The sequence below is a fragment of the Streptomyces sp. NPDC058375 genome (assembly GCF_042723425.1).
Taxonomy (GTDB): Bacteria; Actinomycetota; Actinomycetes; order Streptomycetales; family Streptomycetaceae; genus Streptomyces; species Streptomyces durocortorensis.
Window position 1 is genome coordinate 1268 of record NZ_JBHXJG010000173.1, and the last position, 14370, is coordinate 15637.

Annotated in this window: 15 protein-coding genes and 1 pseudogene; 10 read left to right on the forward strand and 6 right to left on the reverse strand. The window is 70.8% G+C overall.

What is annotated here, in order from left to right:
- Nucleotides 1-36: 36 nt before the first annotated feature.
- Nucleotides 37-186: pseudogene (locus tag ACFWM7_RS24435) on the forward strand (AAA family ATPase); the annotation flags it as partial.
- A gap of 339 nt (nt 187-525) precedes the next feature.
- Here ACFWM7_RS24435 and ACFWM7_RS24440 read toward each other — a convergent pair.
- Nucleotides 526-1098, reverse strand: a complete 573-nt coding sequence (locus ACFWM7_RS24440; protein ID WP_383263905.1) for a peptidoglycan-binding protein — start codon at nt 1096-1098, stop codon at nt 526-528.
- A 283-nt stretch (nt 1099-1381) separates the two neighbouring features.
- Between ACFWM7_RS24440 and ACFWM7_RS24445 the strand changes: the two genes are divergently transcribed.
- Nucleotides 1382-2155: an alpha/beta fold hydrolase gene (locus tag ACFWM7_RS24445; protein WP_383263908.1), complete on the forward strand. Its 774-nt coding sequence runs from the start codon at nt 1382-1384 to the stop codon at nt 2153-2155.
- Between the two features lie 101 nt (nt 2156-2256).
- On the opposite strand, the gene ACFWM7_RS24450 is transcribed toward ACFWM7_RS24445, so the two are convergent.
- Nucleotides 2257-3150: an NADP-dependent oxidoreductase gene (locus tag ACFWM7_RS24450; RefSeq protein ID WP_383263911.1), complete on the reverse strand. Its 894-nt coding sequence runs from the start codon at nt 3148-3150 to the stop codon at nt 2257-2259.
- A 70-nt stretch (nt 3151-3220) separates the two neighbouring features.
- Here ACFWM7_RS24450 and ACFWM7_RS24455 point away from each other — a divergent pair, with 70 nt between their 5' ends.
- From ACFWM7_RS24455 to ACFWM7_RS24470, 4 genes are all read left to right on the forward strand, one after another.
- Nucleotides 3221-3799, forward strand: coding sequence for a TetR/AcrR family transcriptional regulator (locus ACFWM7_RS24455; RefSeq protein ID WP_383263913.1), 579 nt, complete (start codon nt 3221-3223; stop codon nt 3797-3799).
- A 203-nt stretch (nt 3800-4002) separates the two neighbouring features.
- Nucleotides 4003-4263 carry a hypothetical protein gene (locus tag ACFWM7_RS24460; RefSeq protein ID WP_383263916.1) on the forward strand — a complete coding sequence of 87 codons (261 nt, stop codon included), beginning with the start codon at nt 4003-4005 and terminating at the stop codon, nt 4261-4263.
- 46 nt (nt 4264-4309) lie between these two features.
- Entirely contained in the window at nt 4310-4897 is a 588-nt protein-coding gene (locus ACFWM7_RS24465; protein ID WP_383263919.1) for a hypothetical protein, read from the forward strand.
- A gap of 194 nt (nt 4898-5091) precedes the next feature.
- Nucleotides 5092-6060: a glutaminase gene (locus ACFWM7_RS24470; RefSeq protein ID WP_383263921.1), complete on the forward strand. Its 969-nt coding sequence runs from the start codon at nt 5092-5094 to the stop codon at nt 6058-6060.
- A 27-nt stretch (nt 6061-6087) separates the two neighbouring features.
- On the opposite strand, the gene ACFWM7_RS24475 is transcribed toward ACFWM7_RS24470, so the two are convergent.
- Complete coding sequence (locus ACFWM7_RS24475) at nt 6088-6825, reverse strand: class I SAM-dependent methyltransferase (protein ID WP_383263924.1); 738 nt, start codon at nt 6823-6825, stop codon at nt 6088-6090.
- 164 nt (nt 6826-6989) lie between these two features.
- On the opposite strand from ACFWM7_RS24475, the gene ACFWM7_RS24480 reads away from it, so the two are divergent.
- A complete protein-coding gene (locus ACFWM7_RS24480; protein ID WP_383263926.1) occupies nt 6990-7262 on the forward strand; it encodes a hypothetical protein in 273 nt (90 codons plus the stop codon).
- A gap of 277 nt (nt 7263-7539) precedes the next feature.
- Here the strand turns inward: ACFWM7_RS24480 and ACFWM7_RS24485 are convergent, their stop codons facing one another.
- The 3 genes from ACFWM7_RS24485 to ACFWM7_RS24495 all read right to left on the reverse strand — a co-directional run bounded on the left by ACFWM7_RS24485 (nt 7540) and on the right by ACFWM7_RS24495 (nt 9097).
- Entirely contained in the window at nt 7540-7905 is a 366-nt protein-coding gene (locus ACFWM7_RS24485; protein ID WP_383263929.1) for a hypothetical protein, read from the reverse strand.
- A 28-nt stretch (nt 7906-7933) separates the two neighbouring features.
- A complete protein-coding gene (locus ACFWM7_RS24490) occupies nt 7934-8449 on the reverse strand; it encodes a hypothetical protein (protein WP_383263932.1) in 516 nt (171 codons plus the stop codon).
- 432 nt (nt 8450-8881) lie between these two features.
- On the reverse strand, nt 8882-9097 hold the full coding sequence (locus ACFWM7_RS24495) for a hypothetical protein (protein WP_383263934.1): 216 nt from the start codon (nt 9095-9097) through the stop codon (nt 8882-8884).
- Between the two features lie 209 nt (nt 9098-9306).
- Here ACFWM7_RS24495 and dusB point away from each other — a divergent pair, with 209 nt between their 5' ends.
- The 3 genes from dusB to ppdK all read left to right on the forward strand — a co-directional run bounded on the left by dusB (nt 9307) and on the right by ppdK (nt 14171).
- Nucleotides 9307-10455, forward strand: a complete 1149-nt coding sequence (gene dusB, locus ACFWM7_RS24500) for a tRNA dihydrouridine synthase DusB (protein WP_383263937.1) — start codon at nt 9307-9309, stop codon at nt 10453-10455.
- Nucleotides 10456-10593: 138 nt separating this feature from the next.
- Nucleotides 10594-11094, forward strand: a complete 501-nt coding sequence (locus ACFWM7_RS24505; protein ID WP_383263940.1) for an HAD family hydrolase — start codon at nt 10594-10596, stop codon at nt 11092-11094.
- A 365-nt stretch (nt 11095-11459) separates the two neighbouring features.
- On the forward strand, nt 11460-14171 hold the full coding sequence (gene ppdK, locus ACFWM7_RS24510; protein WP_383263943.1) for a pyruvate, phosphate dikinase: 2712 nt from the start codon (nt 11460-11462) through the stop codon (nt 14169-14171).
- Nucleotides 14172-14370: the final 199 nt, after the last annotated feature.

Below are 14370 nucleotides of genomic sequence, written 5' to 3' on the forward strand. Positions count from 1 at the left end.
GCCGACGCGCGGATCTTCGAGGAGCGCGACCGCCGCATCGCCGCCCGGCTCGCCGCCGGACGCAGCGTGATCGCCGAGTCGACGAACGTCACGCCCCATGCGCGCGCACGCCTCATCGCCATCGCCCGGCGCTTCGAGGCTCCGGTGACCATGCTGCGCTTCGACCCCGGCGTCACCGACCTCCTCCAGCAGTACACCGAGCGGGGCCGTGCGGACATGACTGCGGCGGACGTACGCTCCTACGCCGCCGTCATGAGCCGTGACGCGGGCGCCGATCGGCTCCGCTCCGAGGGAGCCGACGCCGTCCACGAGGTACCCGGACGCCGTCAGGCGATCACGCCCGCCGAAGCCGCCCCACGCTTCTCCTTCGACCGGCTCCCCGCCGACGTACGGGGGTGGCCGGCTCCCTCGACCGGGGCGACGGGAACCGGGGATCTCACGGACCACTCAACTCGGGGCGCGGGCCCGGTGCTGTTCGCGCGGCGTGGTGCCGGCCTCGGCCGGGGAGCTTGCCGGTGTCCGCTGTCAGCCGCAGGTCCGGCTCTTGTACGAGGCGAACCGGTACTTGCCGTTGTCGTTCGTCGACCCTTCCCAGAACACGTAGTTCCCGTTGGCGGCCCGGACCAGGTAGAAGCTGCGGACGGAGCCCGAGTAGCGCAGAATCTGGCCTCCGAAGGCGTACTCGTGGGCGTAGTCGTAGAAGCTCAGCTTGCCGTCGGCGTAGCCCCAGGTCGCGTTGCCGACCTTGCCGTCCACGTACTTCAGGGGCCAGCGGTCCTGCAGGTTCTTCGTCGCGTGGGTGGTGTTCGCCCCGAATTGGCCGTCGATGTCCCCGGCGTCGTAGGCGGTGCCGTCCTGCTCCTTGGCGCCTTCCGCCCAGAGGATCTGCTGCCACAGGCAGGTGGCGTTGGACTTGGCGTGGCTCGACTGCGAAATCACGCCCTCGTCGCCCCAGTCGTTCGTGAAGGTGCCGCCTCCTGATACGTATCCGCTGGAGATGCTGGCGGATGCCGGTGCGGTGCCGACCGCCAGAGCGCCGGCGACGACGGTGGTCACGGCGGCGACGGCCAAGCGGGATCGGGTCAGCCGGAATCTCATGGTTCCCCCTCGATGAAACGGTCACGTGCTGGCGGAGCGACGCTAACGCGCCGCCAGCGGCGGCATCGACACTGTTGCGTCCCAGCGCAAAAGAGGAGGAAGCGAAGAGAGTGTAGGAGCAGAGGAGCGGAGGAAGTGGGGTAAGCAGCCCGGTTCGGACGGGAGTTTCGCGGGACCGCCGTGGGCGGTGTCCGATCGGCCGCCTGGGACTTCCGTTCGCTGTGCTGTGCTCAGGGGCTACTCTCCTCCGGATCATTGACGTTGACCACGGAGGGGGCGGACTGTGCGGACGGCCACGGTGACGGCGGGCGGGGACCGGATGCGCTGGGCGGAGCTGCCGGGCGAGGAACCGGCCCGTGTCTACGTACACGGACTGGGGGCGACGTCGCCCGCCTACTTCGCCGAGGTCGCGGTGCACCCGCTGCTGGCCGGTCACCGTTCGCTGCTGATCGACCTGCTGGGGTTCGGCCTCAGCGACCGGCCGACGAATTTCGACTACACCCTGGAATCGCACGCCGACGCCCTGGCGAGGGCCCTTGAGTCGGCGGGCGTCAGCGGTGCCGAGGCGATCGCGCACAGCATGGGCGGCTCGGTGGCCATCGTCCTGGCCGTCCGGCACCCGCACCTGGTCTCCCGTCTCGTACTGGTCGACGCCAACCTCGACCCGATCGCGCCCGTGCCCGGGGCCGGCGGCAGCAGCGGCATCGCCGCGTACAGCGAGGAGGAGTTCCTCGCCGGCGGCTGGGAAGAGGCCCGCGACCGGGTGGGCCCCGACTGGTGGTCCACCATGCGCCTGGCCGGCCGGGAGGCCCTGCACCGCAGCGCCACCCATCTCGTGCGGGGGACCGCCCCCACCATGCGCGAACTGCTGGTGGACCTGAAGATCCCCCGCACCTACCTGCTGCCCGAGGCCGATGGCCCGCTCCCGGGGGCCGACGCACTCACCCGGGCCGGGGTGTCCGTCGTCCCGGTCCCGGACTGCGGCCACAACGTCATGCTGGACAACCCGCAGGCCTTCGTACGCGCCACCGCTGTGGCGCTCGGCGCGGCGGAGTGACACCGCGCCGCCCGTCTCCCTGGTTCCTCTGCGACGTACCGGCTGCCCGGCCGCCCGGCCGCCCATCCACCCGTCCGCCCGTCCGCCCGGCCTGCCGGACGTCAGATGACCACGACGCGGCGGCCCCGGGTGTGCCCGGTCCGGCTGTCGGCGTGCGCGGCCGCCGCCTCCGCCAGCGCGTAGGACTTCTCGACCGGGATGTGCAGCCCGCCGCGGGAGATGAGCTCCGCCGCCTCGGTGAGTGCGTCCGGCACGCTGCCCGCGACACCCGAGAACCGGACGCCGAACCGCGGCGCGTCCAGGTCGGCGATGGAGACGACCTTCGCCGGGTCACCGGTCAGCTCGACCAGTTCGGGGATCACGCCCGAGCCCGCCAGGTCGAGCGCCGCGTCGACCCGGCCCAGCCGTCGTACGCGCTCTGCCCAGCCGCCGCCGTACGTCGTGGCGAGCGCGCCCAGGCCGCGCAGGTACTCCTGGTTGGCGGCCCCCGCCGTGCCGATGACCCGGATGCCCCGGTCGCGGGCGATCTGCAGCACCGCCGAACCGACTCCGCCGGACGCACCGCTGACCAGCAACGTCTCTCGGGGGCGGACGCCGACCTCGCGGATGACGCGCCGCGCGGTCTCCATCACGGACGGGTAGCCGGCCGCCTCCTCGAACGTCAGGCCCTCGGGCATTCGGGCCCAGGCCGACAGCACGGCGAACTCGGCGTAGGTGTCGGTCCCTTCACCGAACACGTGGTCGCCGATCTCCACACCCTCGACGCCCTCGCCGATGTCGTCCACCACCCCGGCGGCGTCGATCCCCACCCCTGACGGCAGCGAGATCGGGTGCGCGCCCAGGACCTGTCCCTCGCGCAGCCGCCAGTCGACGGGGTTCACCCCCGCCGCGCGCACGGAGACGCGTATCCGGCCGGGGCCCGCGTGGGGCTCATCGGCGTCGACGAGGCGGAGGACATCAGGGCCGCCGAACGCGGCGAAGATCACTTTCTTCATGCGAGCGACCGTAGCACTAACGGTTAGCTTTTTGGAACGGTTACGTATGCGGATTTGGTAGCGTCACGCCATGACCGAGCAGACCGGCCGCCGCGAGCGCAAGAAGGCCGCCACCCGTCAGAAGATCGCCGACGCGGCTCTGCGCCTCTTCCAGGAGCACGGTTACGAAGCCGTGGGCATCCGTGACGTGGCCGCCGAGGCCGACGTCGCGGTCACCACGCTCTTCTCCCACTTCGCCTCGAAGGAGGCGTTGGTGTTCGAGCAGGACCGGGGCTTCGAGCAGGGCCTCGTGCGGGCGGTGGCCGACCGCGCCCCGGACGAGCCGCTGGTCCCCGCGCTCCGTCGGCAGATCCACGCCCTGGTGCGACACTGCACGGCGCCCGAGGCCGCCCCGGTCCGGAACATGATCGAGTCGTCCCCGGCGCTGCGGGAGTACGAGGAGTCGATGCGGTTGCGCCACGCGGAGTCGCTGGCCGAGGCTGTCGCCGCCGACCTCGGCGTACCCGGGACGTCGATCGCTTGCCGGACGATCGCCCGTTTCGTCATCGACGCGTACGCGCTGGCCCGCGAGGCCGAGGAGCCGGAGGCGGCGGTGGACGAGGTCTTCCGCATGGTCGAGGCGGCCTGGGCGGCGGCGGATCTCGACTGATCCGGGGCCACCCGTCCGGTTCGTGCCGGGCTCGCGGGGGCCGACACGAACCGGCGGGTCGGCACGAACCGGCGGTCCGGCGCGGTCCGGGGCGGTCCGGCGGTCCGGCGCGAACCGGCACGCGCACCTGCGGCGTTGTCGCCGGTCGCCCGTGCCGCGGGTCCGGACGGTTTTGAACCGCGCCCCGGGGGCAACCGGCCGCCATGGACACCAACAGACCCACCGAAGAAGCGGCCCCGACCCAGGGGGACGAGCACCATGTGCTCCTCAGCGCCGACACCAATGGCGACGGCAAGCCCGACGTGTGGATGACGGACACGACCGGTGACGGCAGAGCGGACCTCTACCAGTTCGACACCACCGGCGACGGCGCGATCGATGTGACGGTGGTCGAGGGAGCGGAGGAGCCCGGCACGGACCGGCTGGTGGTCGAGGGCGACGGCGGTCACCCTCAGCAGGTCTGAGGCCCTGACTGCTGATCTCGGTGGATCTCGGTGGAGGGGCGGGGACATGACCGGTTCGGCCGGTGCGGCCGGAGGAGCGCGGGGCGGGGCGAGACGCTGGGGCGCGGCGGGGCCTGTCCTCGCCGTCCTGCTGGCGGCGGCGGTGGGAGGGTTCCTGGCGGGATCGGTCCTCGGCGAGGGCGAGGTGGACGTTCGTCAGGGGCTGTTCCTCGCCGCCGCCTTCGTCCTGCTGGGCGCGGGCGCGTCCGCCGGGGTCTGGTGGTGGAACCGGCGCCGGGCGGCGAAATTCGGGATGAGCGTGGGCCGGTACCTGCGGGTGGGCAGCCAGGTCCGGCGCGGTGAGGCCCCGGACGACCCCGCCGAGCGCCCGGCCGCTGTCGACATCGCCGTACGCATGCGTCGTGCGCTGGGCTCGTCCTCACGCCGGAGGGTGTGGTGGCTGTGGCTGGTGGGAGCGGGCGCGCTGTTGTGGTTCGTGAGCGGGGTGTTCCTCGTCGTCGATGGCCGGTACGGACGGGCCTCCTACAACCTCGTCCTGGCGGGCCTGCTTCTCGTCAACCCGCTGACGATGCGCCGCCGACGACGGCGTCTGGAGGCCGCGGAGCGCGCGCTGGGCATCCCGGCCCCCGCCTGATCACCTGATCACCTGGCGCGGCGCGGTCGGGCGAGGTGTTGCCGGACCTGTACGGGCTCGTGCGAGGGGCGCTTTGGCCGACTGTGACGGACGGGTGAGACTGTGGGCGGGCTCCCGCTCCGCCCCGCCCGCTGGTTTCCCGCTCCGTCTCCGCCCGCCGGGCTCCGCTCCCGCTCCCCCCGTCAGGAAATGCCGTGTCCCACGCCCCCGCCGCCCTCCGGTCGAGCGGCGCCGCCCCGCGCCCCGAAGCGCACCGCTTCAGCGCCGTCATCGGCCGCATAGCCGAGGAGATGGCCGCCCGCGACGACCACGGCACTCCTGCCGACTACATCCCGATGCTCGCCGGCGTCGACCCTCGGCGCTTCGGCATGGCCGTCGCGGAGCCGGACGGGACCGTGTACGGGGTCGGCGACTGGCAGCAGCCGTTCTCGACGCAGTCCATCTCCAAGGTCTTCGCCCTGGCGCTGGCACTCTCCCTGGACGGCGAGCAGATATGGCGGGGCGTGGGCCGCGAGCCGTCGGGCAACCCCTTCAACTCCCTGGTGCAGCTGGAGTACGAGAACGGGATTCCGCGCAACCCGTTCATCAACGCGGGCGCTCTGGTGGTGACCGACCGACTGCAGGCGCTGACCGGGGACGCCGCCGGTCAGGTGCGGGAGCTGCTGCGTACGGAGAGCGGCAACGCCGCCATCGACTTCGTACCGGAGGTCGCCGCCTCCGAAGCGGCCTTCGGTGACCGCAACGCCGCGCTGGCTCACTTCATGGCCTCCTACGGCAACATCACGCTCCCGATCCCCGAACTGCTCGCTGCCTACTTCCGCCAGTGCTCGATCGAGGCGTCCTGCGCGGACCTGGCCCTCTCCGCGGGGTTTCTGGCCCGGCACGGAGTCCGGGCCGACGGTTCCGCGCTGCTGACCCGCAGCCAGGCGAAGCAGGTCAACGCGGTCATGCTGACCTGCGGGACGTACGACGCGGCCGGGGAGTTCGCCTATCGGGTGGGGCTGCCCGGCAAGAGCGGCGTCGGCGGGGGCATCATCGCGATCGTGCCCGGCGAGTGCACCCTGTGCGTCTGGAGCCCGGGTCTCGACCGGCGCGGCAACTCGGTGGCGGGCGTGGCGGCCCTCGACCGGTTCACCACGCTCACGGGGCTGTCCGTCTTCTGACACGCCGGCCCCCCGGCCCGCCCGGGGTCACGCCCGCAGGGCGACGAGGCGGTACAGCGGGTCCGGGCGGGGCGTGTCCTGGTCCGGCAGCGCGGCGAGCCGCCGGCACACGTCGGCCACCTGGTCCGGGGGTGCGTGCGTGGACCAGGAGATTCGGCCCGCCTCGATCGCCTCGCGCCATCCGCGCGGGCTGGGCCCCTGCCCGGTGCCGGGGAACCGCGTCCGGCCGGACGGTTCCAGACCGTGCTGCGCGGCCCAACGGAGCACCCGGGCGGATCCGTCCGACGCCTGGGGCGCGTACCGACGTCGAAGGTCCCCCGTGACCTCGGCGATGTCGCTGTCCTCGGCGAACAGCGCTTCCTTCTTGTCCACGGTGGTGATCAGCACCCCGCCGGGCCGCAGCACCCGGGCCGCCTCGGCCAGCACCGGTACGGCGTCCTCCAGCAGATGTAGCAGCCAGACGATCACGACGGCGTCCACCGATTCCGACGCGAAGGGCAGTCTGGTGCCGTCGCCCCGCACGACGCCTCCCGGCAGCCGCCGTGCCGCGAGATTCAGCATCCCGGGCGAGCGGTCGACGCCCACGACCGTACGTTCCGGACGCAGTAGCCGCCCGGTCACGATGCCCGTGCCACAGGCAAGATCCAGGACCGTGCACGCCCCTTGCGGCAGAAGCGACTCCACCGCGTCCGCCGCGGCCCGGGCCCTCGGTTCGCCGCCTCGGGTCGCGTCGTAGTCCCGGGCCTCGTCGTCGTAATCGAGCATGCGCCCATTCTGTTTCCGCGCCCGCCGCCAGCGCACCACTCCGTGCGCTGCTTCGCCATCGGAGAGCAAATAGCCGTGTAGGCAAGGGACTTCGGGGCACCCGATCGATAGGCCGGTCCGCTTCGGGACCGGATCCCGGAGCGACCGACCCGAAGGAGCGACAGATGGCTACGCAGTACAGCAACCAGCCGACCGGGCAGCAGCATCACGGCGCGCCGCGGGGAGGGGCCGAAGGCAACGTCTTCAGCATCATCGCGATCATCCTGGGCGTGATCGGGTTCTTCTTCCTGCCGATCGTCTTCGCCCTGGGTGGCCTGATCATGGCCATCATCGCCAAGGCCGTCCGTCATGAGCGGCTCGCCACGGTCGCCATCGTGGTCAGCGCCGTCGGACTGGTCGGCGGAATGGTCCTCGGCATGGTCTTCGCCAGCATGTGACCCACGGCTGAGCCCCACCGCGCGGCGCGGTGGGGCTTTGTCCTGTTCCCGTGCCCGTACGCGCCCAGCGCGGCTTCCACGGACGGGGCGGCGCGGTGCGGGGGCGGGCTCGGCTAGCCGAGCCGTAGTCGTGCAGGCAGGGTGCTTCGACGCATGGTCGTCAGCGCCAAACGGCTGGGCCGACGGCGGCACGGTCCTCGGCGCGGTCCTCGCGAGCATGCGAGCCGGGTGACGCCCAGGAGCCCGAGGCGGGCCACGCCTCGGGCTCCCGGTGGTCTCAGCGCCCGCCGGACGCTCCGAGTTGCTTGATCTTCTCGAAGGGATAGCCGCCCACGGTCGCGATGACCAGGCCGTAGGCCGCGAAGGCGACCAGCCCCCAGGTGGAGACCGACTTGCCGCCGCCACTCAGAATGACGCTTCCGAGGGGCACCAGGGGAGCGAAGCTGAGAATCCCGGCCCCGGTGCACCAGAACGCCACCAGGTCGTTCGCCCGCTTCCGCAGCGCGGGGTCCGCCTTCACCGCGGCCGGGACCTCGTAACCGACGGCGCCGTCGCAGACCTTGCCCCGGTAGCCGGTGCGGGCCGCCAGCGAACTGACGACGACCAGCAGGAGGAAACAGCCGAAGAGGAACAGGTAGGCCATGTGTACCTCGTGCTCTGTCGTGCCCTGCCTAGCGGATGTACTTGATGATGAAGGCGATGACCATGTTGACGGCCTTGTCCTTCACCCAGCCCGGCAGGAACTTCCAGACGACGCCGCCGATCTCCCCGCCGATGCATCCGATGATGGCATTGCGGACGTAGGTCTTCTTGCCGGACGCCTTGCCCGCCGCGATATCGCTGAGCACCGAGGTGGGAATGGAGCCCAGGGCCCCCTTCGCGCACCAGGCGGCGGCCGCGATGGCCGCGGCGGCGATCGGGAACGCGCGAGGCTGCGCGCTGCCGGAGGAGCCCTGGCTCATGGCCTTCTCCAACTCGGCCATCGCCTCCGGCCCCATGCCGTCCTCGATGAACTCCCGCTGTTCCGCGGTGAGCGGGGGCGCCTCCTCGGCGGCCGCCACCGCTGCGGCCCGCTCCTGCGTCCTGTCGGCGGCCGTGGCGGTGGGGGCCACGGCGGCGAGCAGGGCACCGCTGGTGAGAACGGCGATGGTGGACAGGGCGATGCGACGGGTGCTGTTTTTACGCACGATGAATTCCCCCTTGTTGGATGAACCGGCCCCTACTGCTTGTCATTTGCCGACGGGGCTTTCTTTGTCACACTGCCCCCAGGTCAGGAGGGCGGTGACGACGCAGAGACCTTTGCATCACGGGGGAGGCGCGCAGAAGGCTGCGGGGGAGTGACAAGAATCATCGACCAATGAGGCAACCCGCATGCTCCGCATTCCGTCGTCTGCCGACGGCGGCGGGGTGTTTCTGCTTGCGCACCAGGCATTATTCCTCAAGCGCAGTGCCTGGTACGTGACATGACGCGAAGTCAGCCCCGCGGGAGGGGGCGGGAGCCGCCGTACGGTTCGGCCGGTACAGCGTTTCTGCCCTGAAGGCAGTGGTGGAGTCGGCGGTGGTGCCTGCCTGGTGGTCGCGCCCGGTAGGAACGCCTCAACAAGATCGCGCCACTGGCGCTAAGCGCGCCGCGCGTCATCGAATTCTGCCGCCAATTTCCCTGCCTGATACAGATGAGTGAAGTAATTGCTGGCATTTTCGTCATCCCGGATCGACGGAAGAATCTCTCCGAGGCGGGCGATCCGCGAATGCAGAATTTCGCGGCGCCCATCATCCAGCTTGCCTTTCATGGCCGAGGAGACGCACCCGGCGATGCTGGAATCCATGGTGACCATGCATTCACCTTCAGGCTCCCGCCTGTAAAACCCTGCGGGGAACGGAATCCCTGCGAGCTCTTCCCAGCATCGGGAGAGTCGAACGTTTATTTCATCCGTCACGCCGTTTTCCCTTTCCATCACTACCCTCGAAACCGTCCGCCCGGCCCCCGCCCCGCGTATGCGACCGCTCGGCCCGCCACCCCCCCGGCGTACGCGACAATGGAGCAATGACCACGCTCGCCCCCGCCCTCCCGCAGCTCCGCATCGGCCCGCACACCGTGCAGCCGCCGGTCGTGCTGGCCCCGATGGCCGGCATCACCAACGCCCCGTTCCGGACGCTGTGCCGGGAGTTCTCCGGGGGCAAGGGGCTGTTCGTCAGCGAGATGATCACCACGCGGGCGCTGGTCGAGCGTAACGAGAAGACCATGCAGCTCATCCACTTCGACGCGACCGAGACCCCGCGCTCGATCCAGCTGTACGGAGTGGACCCGGTCACCGTCGGCAAGGCCGTCCGCATGATCGTGGACGAGAACCTGGCCGACCACATCGACCTGAACTTCGGCTGCCCCGTCCCCAAGGTCACCCGCAAGGGCGGCGGCTCCGCGCTCCCGTACAAGCGGCCCCTGCTGCGGGCCATCCTCCGGGAAGCCGTCTCGGGCGCCGGGGACCTCCCCGTCACCATCAAGATGCGCAAGGGCATCGACGACGACCACCTCACCTTCCTCGACGCCGGTCGCATCGCCGTCGAGGAGGGCGTGACGGCTGTCGCCCTGCACGGCAGGACCACCGCCCAGCACTACGGCGGCACCGCCGACTGGGACGCCATCGCCCGGCTCAAGGAGCACGTCCCCGAGATCCCCGTCCTCGGCAACGGTGACATCTGGTGCGCCGACGACGCCCTGCGGATGATGCGCGAGACCGGGTGCGACGGGGTCGTCGTCGGGCGCGGGTGCCTCGGGCGGCCCTGGCTCTTCGCCGATCTGGTCAGCGCCATGGAGGGGCGGAGCGAACGGCACGCACCCACCCTGCGCGAGGTCGCGGACGTCATGGTGCGGCACGCGACGCTGCTGGGAGAGTGGATCGGCGACGAGGCCCGGGGCGTCATCGACTTCCGTAAGCACGTGGCCTGGTATCTCAAGGGCTTCGCGGTCGGCTCCGAGATGCGCAAGAAGCTGGCCATCACCTCCTCGCTGGAGGAGCTGGGCGGTCAACTGCACGAGCTGGACCTCGACCAGCCCTGGCCGGACGGCGCCGACGGGCCGCGCGGGCGGACCTCGGGCAACAACCGGGTCGTCCTGCCGGACGGCTGGCTCAAGGACCCGTACGACTGCGCCGGCGTCAGCGCCGATGCCGAGCTGGACACCTCCGGCGGCTGAGTTTCCGGAGGCGCTCAGCCCCGTACGTCCGGAGACGGCCCACGAGTCGCCGCCGGGCCCGGCCACCGGCTCTCCGACGCGGACGCGCCGGAGGTCGTCGGCCGGGCCGTCGCGGACACCGCCGCTCATCTGATCGCGGTGACGGGAGGGGCGGCGGCCGAGCTCCCCGGGGCCGCCGCCGAGCTGACCGGCTCCTTCCACCGCAAGGTCGACGCGGGAGCGCCGCTGCGCCCCGGGGCCGCAGCCCTGCTGTCCGCGCCGACCCGGCACCGGGTGCCGTTCGCTCTGGTCAGCGCCTCGCCCCGGAGCGTGGTGGACGCGGTGGTGGCGGGGGCGCGGGCCGGGGCGGACTTCACCTTCACGCTCTCGGCCGACGACACCGTACGGGCCAAGCCGCATCCCGATCCGTACAGGGCGGCGGCGACCCGGTTCGGCGTCCCGGCTTCGGCCTGCGTGGCCGTCGAGGACTCACCGGACGGCACCGCGTCCGCGCACGCCGCAGGGGGTGCGGTGCTGATCGTGCCCTCGCTGCTGGCGGCCGAGCCCGCGCGGGGGAGGACCTTCGCCCGTAGCCTGGAAGAGGTGGATCTCGGGGTGCTCAGCGACCGCCTGAGGCGTCCCGAGGCGTCCGGATCCTGAAATCCGGGGTCCGAATCGGGCGTGATTCACGCCACCCTTGATCGGGGTTGCGCTCAGATGAGCGAAAAGCGGCTGGCTGCACTTCTGGAATACGTGGCACTCAGTGCCACCCTCTTGTCTTCGAGAAGTGGACTCACCTGCTCCACTCAACGCTCAGGTGAGCGGCTATGGTCAAGTTTCGGCCATGCTGCCTTCGGGAGGTGAAGACAAGGATTCCCGCGCTGCGGCCGGGCGACCCTTTCGATCTGCTGGCGGACGGGTGGTTGCGGCCGCATGACGACCAAGTGGACGTACCCATACACCTTCGATCTGGGTATGTTCCTCGCCGTCAGGGCAGCCACCGCGTCCTCGAGGAGTCGAGACCCGTGTCGGAAAACAAAGATCCCCAGAAGTTCGTCTACGACTTCACCGAGGGCAACAAGGATCTGAAGGATCTTCTGGGCGGCAAGGGTGCCAACCTCGCCGAGATGACCAACCTCGGGTTGCCCGTCCCTCCGGGCTTCACGATCACCACCGAGGCCTGCAAGGTCTACCTGGACAGCGGTGACGCGCCGACCGCGCTGCGCGACGAGGTGAGTGCGCACCTCAAGGCGCTGGAAGAGTGCATGGGCAAGCAGCTCGGCCAGGCCGACGACCCGCTGCTGGTCTCCGTCCGCTCCGGCGCCAAGTTCTCCATGCCGGGCATGATGGACACGGTCCTGAACATCGGTCTCTCCGACGCCTCGGTGGCCGGCCTCGCCACCCAGTCCGGCGACGAGCGCTTCGCCTGGGACTCCTACCGCCGCCTCATCCAGATGTTCGGCAAGACCGTCCTGGGCGTGGACGGCGACCTCTTCGAGGAGGCCCTGGAGGCGGCCAAGCACGCCAAGAAGGTCAGTATCGACACCGACCTCGCCGCGGCGGACCTCAAGAAGCTCGTCAAGCAGTTCAAGAAGATCGTCGAGTCCGAGGCCGGACGCGAGTTCCCGCAGGACGCGCGCGAGCAGATGGACCTCGCCATAAACGCGGTCTTCGACTCGTGGAACACCGACCGGGCCAAGCTCTACCGCCGCCAGGAGCGCATCCCCGGCGACCTCGGCACGGCCGTCAACGTCTGCTCGATGGTCTTCGGCAACCTCGGTCCCGACTCCGGTACGGGCGTCGCCTTCACCCGCGACCCGGCCAGCGGCCACCAGGGCGTCTACGGCGACTACCTCACCAACGCGCAGGGCGAGGACGTCGTCGCCGGTATCCGCAACACGGTGCCGCTCGCCGATCTGGAGTCGATCGACAAGAAGTCGTACGACCAGCTCATGCAGATCATGGAGACGCTGGAGAACCACTACAAGGATCTCTGCGACATCGAGTTCACCATCGAGCGCGGCCAGCTCTGGATGCTCCAGACCCGGGTCGGCAAGCGGACCGCCGGCGCCGCCTTCCGCATCGCCACCCAGCTGGTGGACCAGGGCCTGATCGACGAGGCCGAAGCCCTCCAGCGGGTCAACGGCGCGCAGCTCGCGCAGCTGATGTTCCCGCGCTTCGACGACGAGGCGAAGACCGAGCTGCTCGGCCGGGGCATCGCCGCCTCGCCCGGTGCGGCGGTCGGCAAGGCCGTCTTCGACTCGTACACCGCGATCAAGTGGTCCCGCTCCGGCGAGAAGGTCATCCTGATCCGCCGCGAGACCAACCCCGACGACCTCGAAGGCATGATCGCCGCCGAGGGCATCCTGACCTCGCGCGGCGGCAAGACCTCGCACGCGGCGGTCGTGGCACGCGGCATGGGCAAGACCTGTGTCTGCGGCGCCGAGGACCTGGAGGTCGACACCAAGCGCCGCCGGATGACGGTCGGCGGCATCGTGATCGAGGAGGGCGACCTCGTCTCGATCGACGGCTCCACCGGCAAGGTCTACCGGGGCGAGGTACCCGTCGTACCGTCCCCGGTCGTCGAATACTTCGAGGGCCGGATGCACGCCGGGGCGGACGACGCCGACGAACTGGTCGCCGCCGTGCACCGGATCATGGCGTACGCGGACCGGGTCCGCCGGCTGCGCGTACGGGCCAACGCCGACAACGCCGAGGACGCTCTGCGCGCCCGCCGCTTCGGCGCCCAGGGTATCGGCCTGTGCCGCACCGAGCACATGTTCCTCGGCGAGCGCCGCGAGATGGTCGAGAAGCTGATCCTCGCGGACACCGACGACGAGCGCGAGACCGCTCTCGCCGCGCTGCTCCCGCTCCAGAAGGCCGACTTCATCGAGCTGTTCGAGTCGATGGACGGACTGCCCGTCACCGTACGGCTGCTCGACCCGCCGCTGCACGAGTTCCTGCCGGACATCACCGAGCTGTCCGTCCGGGTCGCGCTCGCCGAGTCCCGCAAGGACGCCAACGAGAACGACCTGCGTCTCCTCCAGGCCGTGCACAAGCTGCACGAGCAGAACCCGATGCTGGGCCTGCGCGGTGTGCGTCTGGGCCTGGTCATCCCCGGTCTGTTCGCGATGCAGGTACGGGCGATCGCCGAGGCCGCCGCCCACCGCAAGAACGCCAAGGGCGACCCGCGCCCCGAGATCATGATTCCGCTCGTCGGCACGGTCCAAGAGCTGGAGATCGTCCGCGAGGAGGCCGACCGGGTCATCGCCGAGGTCCAGGCGGCCACCGGCACCGACCTGAAGCTGACCATCGGCACCATGATCGAGCTGCCGCGCGCCGCGCTGACGGCGGGCCAGATCGCGGAGGCCGCCCAGTTCTTCTCGTTCGGCACCAACGACCTGACCCAGACGGTGTGGGGCTTCTCCCGTGACGACGTGGAGGCCTCGTTCTTCACCGCGTACCTGGAGAAGGGCATCTTCGGGGTCTCCCCGTTCGAGACGATCGACAAGGACGGCGTCGGCTCGCTGGTGCGCAGCGCCGTCGAGGCCGGCCGGGCCACCCGCCCCGACCTCAAGCTCGGCGTCTGCGGCGAGCACGGCGGCGACCCCGAGTCGGTGCATTTCTTCCACGAGGTGGGCCTGGACTACGTGTCCTGCTCGCCGTTCCGCATCCCGGTGGCCCGCCTTGAGGCCGGCCGGGCCGCAGCCGAGTCCCGGGGCAGTGACAGCCGCTGACCCGGACTCACCGGTCCGGGGTGCACGAACACCCCGGATCTCCTGGGCAGGGCTGCACGAACAGCCCTGCCCACCGACCAGGGCCGCAGAGCGGCCTGCCCCTCCGGGACCGCCCCCGGAAGCCGGGCCCGGCCCTCACCGGGTGCTCCGGCCCCACCGCGGCCCCGGAGCACCGAGAAGCGGCGGCACCCTGTGCGGG

Coding starts and splice junctions, on each gene's coding strand:
- ACFWM7_RS24480 (WP_383263926.1), top strand. CDS start 6,990: ATGGCTACGCAGTACAGCAACCAGCCGACCGGGCAGCAGCATCACGGC.
- dusB (WP_383263937.1), top strand. CDS start 9,307: ATGACCACGCTCGCCCCCGCCCTCCCGCAGCTCCGCATCGGCCCGCAC.
- ACFWM7_RS24450 (WP_383263911.1), bottom strand. CDS start 3,150: ATGAAGAAAGTGATCTTCGCCGCGTTCGGCGGCCCTGATGTCCTCCGC.
- ACFWM7_RS24460 (WP_383263916.1), top strand. CDS start 4,003: ATGGACACCAACAGACCCACCGAAGAAGCGGCCCCGACCCAGGGGGAC.
- ACFWM7_RS24495 (WP_383263934.1), bottom strand. CDS start 9,097: ATGGTCACCATGGATTCCAGCATCGCCGGGTGCGTCTCCTCGGCCATG.
- ACFWM7_RS24440 (WP_383263905.1), bottom strand. CDS start 1,098: ATGAGATTCCGGCTGACCCGATCCCGCTTGGCCGTCGCCGCCGTGACC.
- ACFWM7_RS24475 (WP_383263924.1), bottom strand. CDS start 6,825: ATGCTCGATTACGACGACGAGGCCCGGGACTACGACGCGACCCGAGGC.
- ACFWM7_RS24465 (WP_383263919.1), top strand. CDS start 4,310: ATGACCGGTTCGGCCGGTGCGGCCGGAGGAGCGCGGGGCGGGGCGAGA.
- ACFWM7_RS24455 (WP_383263913.1), top strand. CDS start 3,221: ATGACCGAGCAGACCGGCCGCCGCGAGCGCAAGAAGGCCGCCACCCGT.
- ACFWM7_RS24485 (WP_383263929.1), bottom strand. CDS start 7,905: ATGGCCTACCTGTTCCTCTTCGGCTGTTTCCTCCTGCTGGTCGTCGTC.